Source organism: Gordonia marina (assembly GCF_052036135.1).
GTDB lineage: Bacteria > Actinomycetota > Actinomycetes > Mycobacteriales > Mycobacteriaceae > Gordonia.
This window is the reverse complement of record NZ_JBPSDN010000039.1, coordinates 22,316-34,622: the sequence shown is the minus strand read 5'-3', so window position 1 is coordinate 34,622 and position 12,307 is coordinate 22,316. Positions and strand designations below refer to the sequence as shown.

Here is a 12,307-nt window from a genome sequence, read left to right as displayed (position 1 = left end):
CCGACCGCGATCTCCGTCCGGTCCGCCACCGTCAACATCATCCGTCCCAGCCCCACCCAGGGTCTCCTACCGCGCTACCCGCAACCCCTCGTGGCCTGCAGTGTTGCTACGACGGTATGACACCGCCCAGTCTTCGCGCCGCTCGTCGTCGGGCGAGGTTTCTGACCATACGATAGGCGCATGCATCGAAAGCGGCTGGCCTGGCTCGGCACCCTGCTAGTTGCGGAGGTCGGCGTCTGGCTCGCCTGGCTCCAAGTCGCGGACCATCTTCCCCAATGGTCGCAGTGGCTTGCATTCGCAGGCGTTGCCTTGGGATTTCTATTGGGGTTTCCGTTGAGTGAGGACGAGGACGGCCACACGACTCGCCTATACAAAGTGCGCCTTCACGGAAAGAAGAATGCGCTCATTGGCAACAGCTCGTCCGCGAATGTTCAAAACACAGGATCTGGGAATGTAAACATTCACAACGGACTCGACCCTGCTCAGCTCATCTCGCTTAACGATCACCTAGACGAGGAAGTAGCTCTTCAAGTGCAAGTCTACGTCGATCGTAGGATGGAAGCATTCAACTCCGACTTGCGGAGATATACCGGAGAGGCCCACGATACCGCGCTGGAGTTGGGCAGGAGCCTCATGTCAGACTTCGTTTCAAAGCTGGCGTCAGATGCTCCCCAGAATATACAATCTCTACGAAGAGCAGATATGCAAGGCGCACTTCTCGCCGCCCAAAAAGGAGCAGCCATCGGCGACAACGGGGATCTTTCAGAAGTCCTCGTAACAATGCTTATTGAGAAGAGTGCAACTGAAGCTAGGTCGCTTAAAGGGATAGTCCTCAACGAGGCAATCGATGCGGCCGCTAAGCTGACGATTGAGCAGATCGACCTCTTGACGGCTGCTCTAATCCTCAGAAGGACGATCTTCTCCGAGATCCTGGACGTAGATACCCTATTCAGGGTACTTGCAGGCCATCTCCCAGACATACGAAATTGTCCCGATTCGGCGACGCTCCCGCACCTTTCGTACGTCGGAGTGGCAACGATTGATCCTACGCGTGACATTTCGCCGCATTCAGGAATCCACGCGGATATCGCAGATATTCTGGCAGAGAGATATGATGGCATACTGACAAACGGTTTTACCAGAGAAGAATTTGGGAATAAGACACGTAACCCTTTTCAGAGCTGGGAAGCCACTTTCGAATTGATGAAATATCAAAGGAGCATTGAGGTTATCAGTGCGAAGGATGACGGCACAGACGTCTATCGAATGCGGGTTGCTTCGTCGGATGATTTGGAGAGCAGATTCTACTTCGGCGACGACATCGGGATGGATCCAGACGACAATCCCTATTGGCCAATGAAGCAAGGATTTCAGGATCTTCTGCGCAGTTGTCGGATGTCATCCAAGACCGTATTGCGGAAGATTCGCGCAACGGATCCTGAGCTTCAGCTGAAACTAGGCAGACTGGAGCAGTGCAATATCGCTGCCCTGAACTTGACGCCGGTTGGAGTCGCGCTGGCTCAGGCCAACTGGCATCGGTTAGACCCGGCATCAGCGCTGCCACTTGACCACTATTTCAAATAGGATCGAGCGGGCGTCACCGCGACTAGCCGAGCAGCGTCACCACGTTCTCGGCGCTAGCCTCTGCACTCATCGAGGCCAGGGCGTTCATCTCCGTGCCACCGTTGGCGAACACGTAGTGCGCGCGATTCGATATACCACACCGACTGGATTGGAACACGCCCAAGCGCAGGGCCTCGGCCATGTCTCTCGGCAACTCGGCGAGGTCGTCGCGATCCAGATCGAAAGCTATCGCACCACTACGGCCAACGTGCAGGGCGATCCCGTAGTCGGGATTCGCCTGCCACCACTCGTTGATCTGGGCAGGGTTGTGCGTCGACTCGGACTCGGTGCCGTACTTGACGACCGGACGGTGGCGGTGACGGTCCTTCGCGGTGATCGCGCGGATGTCCTCGACCACCTCGTCCCAGCCGAACAGGATGTCGTCGTAGGTCAGCCGCAGCGTGATCCAGCGGCCGACCACCGCTTTGCGGTCGCGGGTCCGGTCGTTCTGGTACGACTCCAGACTCGTGTGGTGCTGTCTGCTGTCGCACTCGATCAGAATCCGGCCGATCCGCAGGTCGGTGCGGCCCACCTCGGCGATCTGCGGCTGCACGACCACCGAGAAGTGGAGCGCCCGGAGCCGGACACGTGCGATCGACTCGGTGCCGGACTGGGAGTTCACATCGGTCTTGCCGAACATCGCCACCACATATCTGGGCAGGTGCCCCATCCGGCCGCGCAGTTCCTCGGCGGAGACGTTCCAGGTGTTCAGCACCGAATCGCACACGGCGATCCAGTCCTCCTCCCTCATGCAGCGGGCGGCGCATTCGAGGGCGATCACCACCGGATCGACCCCGACCCGGCCCGCGGCCAGCGGCGAGAACCCCCGGCACCCACTGTCGGCCTTGGCGTTACGGGTGATCCGGCGATGGTCCTCCGGATACCCCGGCGGCAGCCAGAATCCGTACCTGCGCAGCGCCGACACGCACGACAGCACTCCGCCTGCCTTCACCGCCGCGTGCACCCTGTCGTCGTGAGCCGGCGTCGCGTACCAGCCCCGGCGCACGATTTCGAGTTCACCCGCCGCGACCATCCGCCGGATCTCGCGCGCATCGAGTCCGAGCGCTTCCAATTCGGCACGGGAATAGACGCCGTGCACGGCGCCGCACTCGCCGTGGTCGTCATCGATCGCGGTCGTCGTCGCTACATCCCCCATGGAGAGTTAGACGCACGAGGCGGCGGATCGGTTCCCTCGTCCGGAGGCCAATCAGCAGCGTCAGGCGGGACCCGCGACCCGCGTGAGCCGCCGCGTCCCGGAGGCGACCCGCCACGACTGGGCGTGGCGGAACGGCGAGTTCCGCACCGCCCGGTCGGCGACGAAGTACCAATCCATCTGCGCCGCGGCGGGACTCACCGTCAGCACCGCGTAGCCGTGGGCGTCGGTGTCGACCCAGCGGGTGTTCCGGTTGGTCGCCATCAGCGCCGCCGAGGCGGGCCGGCCGAGGGTGTGCTCGGGCACCGAGAGCGTGTCGTCGAGGTTGTTCGACGTCACCGAGGTCACCACGAACTCGGTCGCGGCGTTGCCGCCGGCCGGGTAGTTCGCGGGCCGGCGCGGCACCTCGCACGCCCACGACATGTGGATGTCGCCGGTGATGAACACGACGTTGCGACGGCCGCTCTTCTCGATCGCCGTCAGCAGCCGCTGCCGGTCGGCGGTGTAGCCGTCCCACGAGTCGGTGTTGAACGGCACCCCGCCGCGCGGCAGCCCGAGGAGGTCGGTGAGGATCGCGGCACGCTCGGGATCGAGCGGCGGCAGCAGGATCGGCGAGATCATCACCGGATTCCCGACGATCTGCCACCGGGTGGGCGAGGTCTCGATCCCGCCGGTCAGCCAGCGCATCTGCGCACGGCCGGTGATCGTCGTACCCGGCGCGTCGACGGCCGACGAGGTGGCCGACGGCTGCACGTCGCGGTAGGTGCGCAGGTCGAGCATGGACAACTCGAGCAGATTCCCGTAGCGAAGACGCCGGTAGACGTGCCGCCCGTCCGCGTCGACCTGCGGCCGCACCGGCATCCACTCGTAGTAGGCCTGCTCGGAGTGCGCCTTGCGCGCCGCCCACGACCCCTGCGTACGCGGATCGTGGTTCTCCGCGCCGCGCGCATAGGAGTTGTCCGCCGACTCGTGGTCGTCCCACGTGCAGATGAACGGGTGGGTCGCGTGCGCCGCCCGCAGGTCCGGATCGGTCTTGTACTGCGCGTGCCGGATCCGGTAGTCGGCCAACGACACGATGTCGTGCGCGGGCTGGTGCCGCCGCACCGGCCCGTGCTTACCGCCGTACTCGCCCGGCCCGTACTCGTAGAGGTAGTCGCCGAGATGCACGACGGCGTCGAGCCCGGGCTTCTTCGCGAGCTCGCGATACGCGCCGAAGTACCCCGCCTCCCAGTTGGAGCAACTCACCACCCCGAAGGTCGCGCGCTGAAGATCGTCGGCCGTGGCCGGTGCGGTCCGGGTGCGGCCGACCGGCGACACCGCCCCGGCCGCGGGACCGTCGAGCACGCGAAACCTGTACCAGTACAACGTCTTCGGCGACAGCCCGCCGGCGTCGACCTTCACCGTGTGATCGCGCGAGGCGTCGGTCGAGGCCGTCCCGGCGGCCACGATCGACGGGAACGACGGCGACGTCGCCACCTCCCACCGCACCGTCGAGCCGGCTCCGCGCCCCGACCCGGGCGCCGCGTCCGGCGTCGGCGTGATGCGGGTCCACAGGATCACCCGGTCGGGCAGCGGGTCGCCGGAGGCGACCCCGTGGGCGAACACCGCACCGCCCGGCCGCGCCGCGGCGAGTGGCGCCGAGGCCAGGCCCGCGCCGACGATTCCGGCACCGGCCGCACCGACGAAGGTGCGCCGGGAGACGCCGGCCGAGCGGCGGGGCGGGAACTGGGCGGAAGCGGGATCGGGTCCGGAATGTCGCACCCGGCCAGCTTTCCGGTGTCACTTGAACTTCCAGCGACGCCGGAGTGTCCGGACAGCGACCGTTACCGACCGGTAGATGAACTCTCGGACACCGGTACCAGTCCGACGGCGGCATGCACGACCACCAGCTCGGTCAACGCCCCCAGCAGCGGCGACCGCAGGCCCCAGTGCTGCCAGTACAGCGGGACGTCGATGGGCTCGTCGGACAGCCGGACCAGACCCGCGCCGATCACCGGATCGTCGAGCTCCGTCTGCGGGATCGCGCCCCAGCCCATGCCGGCCGCGATCGCCCGCCGGTACTCGCTCGCCGCGGGCATGAGGTTGACCGGCGGCGACAGCCGGCCGGCCGTCGGCGCCAGCTGGGCCAACGTCTGCCGCTGCACCGCATCGTTCTGGTCGAACATCATCATCGGCGCCCGGGCGACATCGGCGGCGACCGGCCCGTGCGGCAGCCAGTGCGCGACGAACTCGGGCGATGCCACCGGGAAGTAGCGCAGCGCGCCGAGCGCGAGGGTCCGGCAGCCGCGCACGACGATCGGATCGGAGGTCACCGCGCCGATCACGTCGCCGGACCGGAGCAGGTCGGCGGTCACGCTCTCGTCGTCGCGCCGCACCTCCACCGTCACCGGATGCGCACGGTGGAAGTCGGCGAGCACCGGCAGGAACCAGGTCGCGAGCGAGTCGGCGTTGCACCCGATCCGCACGGCCACGCGCGGCCGGTCGCGCGGGTCGTCGGCGACGGCCTCCTGCAACGCGAACTCGGCTCCGGCCTCGTCGACCAGCAGCTGCCACTGCCGGCCGAGCCGCAGCAGGATCTCGCCGTCGACGGTCGGCCGCGCGGGCTTGGTGCGTCGGACCAGGACGCGACCCACCGACTGCTCGAGCGCCTTGATCCGCTGGCTCACCGCCGAGGGAGTCAGGTCGAGGGCGGTGGCCGCGGCGTCGAACGACCCCTCCTGCACCACCGCCGTCAGGGTCCGCAATCCGTCCGAACTCAGCTCCATATCAATCATTCTAATGTTTCATCAAAATCATTCGCTGGACTCAGCAGAACCGCGGACCTAGCGTCGAGAATCGTGAACACCGCGCTCCTCGTCGCCGCCACCGGACTGGCGACCACCCTCGGCCTCATCGTCGCCATCGGCCCGCAGAACCTCTTCGTGCTGCGCCAGGGCCTCACCGCGACGCACGTGCTGCCGGTGATCGCGCTGTGCACCGTGAGCGACGCGATCCTGATCCTCGCCGGAACCGCCGGACTCGGCGCGGTGGTCACCTCGCATCCCGGCGTCGTCGACGGTCTCCGCTATCTCGGCGGCGCCTACCTGCTGGTGCTGGGGGCACTCGCCGCCAGACGCTGCGTGCGACCCGTCGTGGCCACCGCACCGGACCTCGATGCGGCGACGTCGGCCGGACTGTGGGCGGTCCTCGGCACCGCGGCCGCGATGACCTGGCTCAACCCGCACACCTACCTGGACACGGTGGTGCTGATCGGCTCGCTCGCCAACAGCCACGGATCCACCCTGCGCTGGGTCTTCGCCCTCGGCGCGTGCGCGGGCAGCGTCCTGTGGTTCGTGGCACTCGGCAAGGGCGCGAGCCGGATGTCGCCGCTGTTCCGCTCCCCGCGGGCCTGGCGCGTGCTCGATGCCGTCGTCGCCGTCGTGATGGGCGGTATGGGAATCGCGCTCATCGCGGCGAGCTGACCCCGGCGACGCACTACCCTGGCCGCATGCCCGACGTCAGCGAACTGAGCCAACGACTCCCGAGCGGCATGGTGGTGACCGACCCGGAGATCCTCGCCGCCTATCGCCAGGACCGCGCACAGGATCCCGAGGCCGGCACACCGCTCGCCCTGGTCCGGCCGCGCACCACCGACGACGTCCAGACCGCCGTGCGCTGGTGCGCCGAGCACGGTGTCCCGATCATCACCCGCGGCCGGGGCACCAGCCTGTCCGGCGGCGCCACCGCCGTCGACGGCGCCCTGATGATCACCACCGAGAAGATGCGCGGCGTCACCGTCGACACCACGACCCGCACCGCCGTCTGCGCGCCCGGCATGCTGAACGCCGAGGTCAAGGCCGCGGCCGCCGAGCACGGCCTCTGGTATCCGCCGGACCCGTCGTCGTTCGAGATCTGTTCCATCGGCGGCAACGCGGCGACCAATGCGGGCGGCCTGTGCTGTGTGAAGTACGGCGTCACCGTCGACTACATCCTCGGCATGCAGGTGGTGCTGGCCGACGGCCGGGCGGTCCGGCTCGGCGGCAAGCAGCTGAAGGACAGCGCGGGGCTCTCGCTGACCCGCCTGTTCGTCGGCAGCGAGGGGCTGCTCGGCATCATCACCGAGGTCACCGTCCGGCTGCTCCCCGCGCAGGCCCCGGCCAGCACCGTGGTCGGGATCTTCCCGAGCGTCCGCGCCGCGAGCCAGGCGGTGATCGCGGTGACCGCGCAGACCCGTCCGGCGATGCTCGAATTCATGGATTCGACGTCGATCAACGCCGTCGAAGACGTGCTCAAGATGGGCCTGGACCGCGAGGCCGGCGCCATGCTGATCGCCCAGTCCGACGCGCCCGGCCCCGCCGGTGCCGCGGAGATCGCCCTGATCGAGGAGGCCTTCCGCGTCTGCGGCGCCGGGGAGGTCTTCGCCACCGACGACCCCGACGAGTCCGAAGCCTTCACCCAGGCCCGGCGCATCGCGATCCCGGCCGTCGAGCGCAAGGGCTCGCTGCTGCTGGAAGACGTCGGGGTGCCGCTGCCCGCACTGCCCGACCTGGTCGACGGGGTGGCGGCCATCGCCGCCGACAACGGCGTCACCATCGCGGTGATCGCCCACGCCGGCGACGGCAACACGCACCCGCTGATCGTGTTCGATCCGGCCGACCCCGACGAGGCACGACGCGCCCAGCTCGCCTTCGACCAGGTGATGGGCCTGGCCGTCGAGATGGGCGGCACCATCACCGGCGAGCACGGCGTCGGCCGTCTCAAGAAGGGCTGGCTGCCCGCGCAGCTCGGCGACGACGTGATGGAGCTGACCGCGACCATCAAGCACGCGCTCGACCCGCAGGGGCTGCTGAACCCCGGCGTCATGCTCTGACTTCCACTCCGGAAGTCCCGTTCGTTCAGATCCTGGACACCTGACGGTCGCCCATGGTTCAGAATGGCAAACCATGGCGCTCCTCACCGCGATCATCGTTCTCGCGACCCTCGCCGCGATGACGAGCGGCCGCGTGCCCGCGGTCCTGGCGCTGATCACGGCCCTGGTGGCCGCCGGCCTGATCGGTATCGCCACCCCCGCCCAGCTGTTCGCCGGCGTGAGCAACGGCGGCGTGATCACGATCGCGGCCATGCTGGTGATCGCCAAGGGTGTGCTGGCCACCGGGGTGGTCTCCCGGGTCACGTTCCGGCTGCTCGCCGGGGTCAAGACGCCGGTCCAGACACTCGTTCGCCTCATCCCGCCGGTCGGCCTCATCAGCTCCCTGATCAACACCACCCCGATCGTCGCCATGCTGATCCCGGCCACCAAGGAGTTGCAGCAGCGCTCGGGCATTCCGGCGCGCTCGGTGCTGCTGCCGATCGCCCACGCGACCACCCTGGCCGGATCGATGACGCTGATCGGCACCAGTTCCAACCTGATCATCGCGGGTATGGCAGAGAGCGACGGCGTGAAGCTGTCGATGTTCTCGTTCGTGCCGATCGCGGCCCCGGTCGCGGTGATCGGCTGAATCGCCATCGTCGTCAGCTCGCGCTACCTGCTCCGCAGCAAGCCGAAGGTCCGGAAGAAGGAACTCACCTGGCGCGCGGAGATCCCGGTGTCCGGCAAGGCCGTCGCCCTGGGCAAGACCGCCGAGGAGGTCGGGATCGCGCGCACCGTGGAGTACGAGTTGATCGACGTCCGCCGCTGGGGCGAATCAGTGGTCCCGGACAGTCCGATCGAAGAGGGCGACATCCTGGTCTACCGCTGCACCGACCGCGGCGTGCGCATGCTGTGGGCCAGCCCGCGGTTCGGGCTCGCCCCGAATCACCTCTTCGCCGTCACCCTCGACACCGGCTACTCCGGCAGCATCCGCGACCTGCAGGACGACGAGGACCTGCTTGTGGTGGCCGCCGAGACCAAGAAGCGGTTCCGCGACACCCGGGCCCGGCCGGGCGCCACGGTGTACGTCTCGACGTCGTCGCGCGAGGTGCTGAACAATCATCCGGAGGTCGGCCTGTGGCAGAACGCCGCGGGCAAGGCGCCGCAGACCGGGAAGACCTGGATCGCGCTGGCGATCCTGCTCGCGGTGATCGTGGCGGCGTCGTTCGGCCTGGCCCCGGTGGAGTTGATCTCCTCGGCGGGCGCGGTCGGCATGGTGCTGTGCGGGGTGCTCACCCCGCGCTCGGCGGTCCGCGCGCTGGACTGGAACATCCTGGCGATCATCGCCGGCTCGATCGGCCTCGGTGTGATGGTGGTGCAGAGCGGCCTGGGCGGCTACATCTCCGACGGGATCATCGCGCTGTCGTCGGGGAGTGTCCCCGCAGTGGTCGCGGTGATCGCGGTCGGCACGGCGCTGCTGACCAACTTCGTGACCAATGCCGCGGCGGCGTCGATCCTCACCCCGGTCGCCATCGCCATCGCGAACTCGATGGGACTCAACCCGATGCTGCTGCTGGTCCTGGTCGGCACCTGCATCTCGTTCACCTTCCTGAATCCCTACAGCCATCAGTCGAACCTGATGGTGATGGAACCCGGGCGGTACACGACGACGACGTTCGTGCGCTTCGGCATCCCGCTGACCCTGGTCAGCCTGGTGACCGCCTTCGCCGTCGCCTGGCCGCTCCTGGAGTTCTGGCACTGAAGCAGCGGCCGATCCGGCACACTCGGCGTATGGGAGGACCTCGACCGATCGTCGCCACACTGTGCCTGGTCACCGGCCTGCTCGCCGGTCTGCTGACGGCGGTGCCCGGCCCGGCGGCGGCCCGCGCGCTGCCCGACGACTTCCTGTGGGGTGTCGCCGCCTCCGGCTTCCAGACCGAGGGATCGTCGCCGGACAGCAACTGGCGCCGTTACGCACGGTCGCCGAAGACGCACGACGACATCGGCACCTCCGTCGACTTCCGGCACCGCTACCGGCAGGACATCGCCCTGGCGAAATCGCTCGGCGTCCGGGTGTACCGGGTCGGGATCGAATGGGCCCGCATCGAGCCCGCTCCCGGCCGGATCGATCGGCGCGAACTCGCCTACTACGACGACCTCATCGCGTCGATCGCCGCCGCCGGAATGCGGCCGATGATCACCCTCGACCACTGGGTGTACCCGGGATGGATCGCCGATCGCGGCGGCTGGGCCGATGCGCGGACCCCGGCGGCCTGGCTCACGCAGCAGCGTCGCGTGGTGGACCGGTACGCGAGATACCACCCGCTGTGGATCACGGTGAACGAACCCGCGGCCTACGTGCTGAAGGAAGTGCAGTACGGCGGCCTGCCCGCACAGCTGGCACCGGTGATGTTCGATCGGCTGGTCGCGGTGCACCGCACGATCTACGACTACATCCACCGGCGCGATCCCGGCGCGATGGTCTCCTCGAACGCCGCCTACATCCCCACCGTCCAGCCGGCGCTCGACACGCTCTTCCTCGACCGGGTCCGCGACAAGCTCGACTACGTCGGTCTCGACTATTACTACTCGGTGAGCCCGACCCGGCTGGGCGCGGCGAACATCGTGACCGACGAGCCGTGGAAGGCGCCGGTCTCCGCCGACGGCCTCTATTACGCGCTGCGCGACTACGGCCGCCGGTTCCCCGGCACACCGCTGTACGTGGTGGAGACCGGGATGCCGACCGAGAACGGCGCGCCCCGGCCCGACGGCTACCGCCGCGACAACCACCTGCGCGACCTCGTGTACTGGACCCAGCGCGCCCGCGACGACGGCCTGAACGTGATCGGCTTCAACTACTGGAGCCTCACCGACAACTACGAATGGGGAAGCTACACACCGCGTTTCGGGCTGTACACGGTCGACGTCAAGACCGATCCGGCACTGCGACGACGACCCACACCCGCGGTGGCCGCCTATCGCCGGATCATCGCGACCGGCGGCGTCGGACCGGACTACCGGCCCACCCGGCCGGCCACCTTCTGCTCCCTCGTCGCCGCTCCCGCGAGCTGCACCGAGCCGGTGCACTGACCCGGGCGCCCACTCCGGCGCCGGCCCCGGCGCCGATCAGTCCGCGGCCGGCGGCGGCGGAGGTGTGGGCGCACCGACCGGCGGCGGGATCTTCGGGTAGCCCTTGGTCGAGAGCACCATGCCCGGGTTGCCGGGGCCCGCGGGATCACCGGAGCCGGGACGCGGGCGGCCCGGTGACGGGTCCCAGTCGGTCTCGACCAGCTTCTTCTGCACCCAGATCGCCAGGGCGAGGATCGCCGCGCCGATCGCGAGCATCACGATCACGCCACCGGCGCCACCGATCTTGGCAGCGTTGCCGAGCAGCAGGCCGTACCAGCCGAAGTCGGCGTCGCCGAAGGTGGTGTTCTCCTCGCCGAAGCCGCCGAGCACGCCGACGAGCACTGCGGGCAGGAAGGTGATCAGCAGACCGTTGGCGAACGCACCGCAGATCGCACCGACCCGCCCGCCGGTGGCGTTGCCGTACACGCCCGCCGCACCACCGGTGAAGAAGTGCGGCACCAGCCCGGGCAGCACCAGCGCCCAGCCCCACCAGGGGCCGAACCACAGGGCGATCGCCGCCAGCCCCAGCAGGCCGGCCACGAAGCTGGAGATGAAGCCGATGAGCACGGCGTTCTGCGCGTAGGGGAACACGATCGGCGCGTCCAGCGCCGGCACCGCGCCGGGCACGATGCGCTCGGCGATGCCCTGGAAGGCCGGCACCAGCTCGCCCAGGATGGTGCGGACGCCGAACAGGATCACCGCGACGGCCACGCCGAAGCTGAGACCCATCGTCACGCCCTGCATCAGGAAGTTGCCCATGCCGCTCGCGCCACCGGCACCGTCGGCGTCCGCGTAGGCGAGGTACGCCTGCGAGCTGCCGACCCGGCCGACGTAGACCAGCGACACGATGATGTACATGAGCACCATCGACAGCGCCGTGGCCACCATGGAATCCCGCAGGAAGCGCAGCGACTCGGGCAGTTTCAGGTCCTCCGTCGACCGGCTGCGCTTGCCGCCGGTCCACCGGCCGACGATGCCGGCGACCACGTAGCCGAGCGTGCCGAAGTGCCCGATCGCGATGGTGTTGTCGCCGGTGATGCGCTTGGTCCACGGCTGCGAGATGGCCGGCAGCGACACCATCACGACACCGAGCAGGACGCCGCCGATGATCACCACCGACACTGCGTTCAGACCGCTGGTCGCCAGCACGATGGTCAGCAGCGTCGCCATGAACAGCGTGTGATGACCGGTGAGGAACACGTACCGCAGCGGGGTGAACCGCGCGAGCACCAGGCTGATGATGAACCCGAGGATCATCAGCCAGGCGACCTGCGCACCGTAGGTGTCCTGCGCGATGCCGACGATCGCCTCGTTGGTGGGCACCACGCCGTGCGACTTGGTCGACCCCTTCAGCATCACGCCGAGCGGGTCGAGCGAGGCCACCACCAGCGTCGCGCCCGCGCCGATGAGCAGGAAGCCGAGCGTCGCTTTGAGCGCACCGCCGATCACCTGCCCCACGCTCTTGCGCAGCGCGATCAGACCGACCGCGGTGATGATGCCGATCAGGTACGCCGGGACCGCGAGGATCTCGTTGACGATGAATTCGGCGATGGTGACGAGCCAGTTCATGATCG

10 protein-coding genes are annotated in these 12,307 nt (G+C 68.2%); 6 read left to right on the top strand and 4 right to left on the bottom strand.

The window, feature by feature from the left end:
* Positions 1-180: 180 nt before the first annotated feature.
* Positions 181-1,584: an LPO_1073/Vpar_1526 family protein gene (locus ACSEEN_RS18460; RefSeq protein WP_440713984.1), complete on the top strand. Its 1,404-nt coding sequence runs from the start codon at positions 181-183 to the stop codon at positions 1,582-1,584.
* Between the two features lie 22 nt (positions 1,585-1,606).
* Here ACSEEN_RS18460 and ACSEEN_RS18455 read toward each other — a convergent pair whose 3' ends face one another.
* The 3 genes from ACSEEN_RS18455 to ACSEEN_RS18445 all read right to left on the bottom strand — a co-directional run bounded on the left by ACSEEN_RS18455 (position 1,607) and on the right by ACSEEN_RS18445 (position 5,541).
* Positions 1,607-2,779 carry a bifunctional DNA primase/polymerase gene (locus ACSEEN_RS18455; protein WP_440713983.1) on the bottom strand — a complete coding sequence of 391 codons (1,173 nt, stop codon included), beginning with the start codon at positions 2,777-2,779 and terminating at the stop codon, positions 1,607-1,609.
* 60 nt (positions 2,780-2,839) lie between these two features.
* Positions 2,840-4,537, bottom strand: coding sequence for an alkaline phosphatase D family protein (locus ACSEEN_RS18450; protein ID WP_440713982.1), 1,698 nt, complete (start codon positions 4,535-4,537; stop codon positions 2,840-2,842).
* Between the two features lie 62 nt (positions 4,538-4,599).
* On the bottom strand, positions 4,600-5,541 hold the full coding sequence (locus tag ACSEEN_RS18445) for a LysR family transcriptional regulator ArgP (RefSeq protein WP_440713981.1): 942 nt from the start codon (positions 5,539-5,541) through the stop codon (positions 4,600-4,602).
* 72 nt (positions 5,542-5,613) lie between these two features.
* On the opposite strand from ACSEEN_RS18445, the gene ACSEEN_RS18440 reads away from it, so the two are divergent.
* The 5 genes from ACSEEN_RS18440 to ACSEEN_RS18420 all read left to right on the top strand — a co-directional run bounded on the left by ACSEEN_RS18440 (position 5,614) and on the right by ACSEEN_RS18420 (position 10,694).
* Complete coding sequence (locus ACSEEN_RS18440) at positions 5,614-6,237, top strand: LysE/ArgO family amino acid transporter (protein ID WP_440713980.1); 624 nt, start codon at positions 5,614-5,616, stop codon at positions 6,235-6,237.
* Between the two features lie 26 nt (positions 6,238-6,263).
* On the top strand, positions 6,264-7,625 hold the full coding sequence (locus ACSEEN_RS18435; protein ID WP_440713979.1) for an FAD-binding oxidoreductase: 1,362 nt from the start codon (positions 6,264-6,266) through the stop codon (positions 7,623-7,625).
* A gap of 73 nt (positions 7,626-7,698) precedes the next feature.
* Complete coding sequence (locus ACSEEN_RS18430; protein WP_440713978.1) at positions 7,699-8,253, top strand: SLC13 family permease; 555 nt, start codon at positions 7,699-7,701, stop codon at positions 8,251-8,253.
* A gap of 87 nt (positions 8,254-8,340) precedes the next feature.
* The gene (locus ACSEEN_RS18425; protein ID WP_440713977.1) at positions 8,341-9,366 is read left to right on the top strand and encodes an SLC13 family permease; all 1,026 of its coding nucleotides are present in this window, start codon (positions 8,341-8,343) and stop codon (positions 9,364-9,366) included.
* Between the two features lie 29 nt (positions 9,367-9,395).
* On the top strand, positions 9,396-10,694 hold the full coding sequence (locus tag ACSEEN_RS18420) for a family 1 glycosylhydrolase (RefSeq protein WP_440713976.1): 1,299 nt from the start codon (positions 9,396-9,398) through the stop codon (positions 10,692-10,694).
* 36 nt (positions 10,695-10,730) lie between these two features.
* On the opposite strand, the gene ulaA is transcribed toward ACSEEN_RS18420, so the two are convergent.
* Positions 10,731-12,302, bottom strand: coding sequence for a PTS ascorbate transporter subunit IIC (gene ulaA / locus ACSEEN_RS18415; RefSeq protein WP_247866003.1), 1,572 nt, complete (start codon positions 12,300-12,302; stop codon positions 10,731-10,733).
* Positions 12,303-12,307: the final 5 nt, after the last annotated feature.